Raw genomic sequence first — 702 nt, forward strand, 5'->3', positions numbered from 1 at the left:
TGCATTCTGGGAATTTCATAAGGTACACCATTCGGTAGAGCAAATGGGCTTTGCCGCTCATTTGAGGTTTCATTGGATGGAGACCATACTGTATAAAACCGCCCAATACTTACCCTTGGCCATGATAGGCTTTGGCTTGACGGATTTTTTTATTGTCCATATTTTTGCAACCGCCATTGGGCATTTAAACCATGCCAACCTAAAGATAAGCTATGGCCCGTTCAAATATTTGTTCAATAATCCCATCATGCATATCTGGCATCATGCCAAAGTGCTGCCCAAAGGGCGATATGGAGTCAATTACGGGCTAACCCTAAGTATTTGGGATTACCTCTTTGGTACTGCCTATATTCCTCATAACGGCAGGGACATCGACCTTGGCTTTGAGGGTATGGAGAAATTCCCCAAAACTTTCTGGCAACAAATCAGCTACCCATTTACTAAGAATAAGTAGGGGATTAGAGGCTTATAGTTCCAAGAATTTTTGTGGTAAAACCGCTGTGATTTAACAGGGATTCCACATAGTTAAACTTCAATCGGACTTGTCGATTATTTCAAGTTCCTTAAATAAATGTTTTTCAAACGAATCATTGCTTCAACATAATAATAGTCTGCATATATGAGCGGAACATCAACTTCTGAATTTGCAGGGAATGCACCAACACTGTGTTTAAGGATAAACAAGCGTTTCACCAAGCTTTG

At 40.5% G+C, this 702-nt stretch carries 1 protein-coding gene; it reads left to right on the forward strand.

The genetic code is table 11. From position 1 onward, the window contains the following. A partial coding sequence (locus tag ADIWIN_RS04085; protein ID WP_040756518.1) for a sterol desaturase family protein occupies nucleotides 1–454 on the forward strand: 454 nt, incomplete at its 5' end. Nucleotides 455–702: the final 248 nt, after the last annotated feature.

It is taken from the genome of Winogradskyella psychrotolerans RS-3 (genome assembly GCF_000427335.1).
GTDB classification, from domain to species: Bacteria; Bacteroidota; Bacteroidia; order Flavobacteriales; family Flavobacteriaceae; genus Winogradskyella; species Winogradskyella psychrotolerans.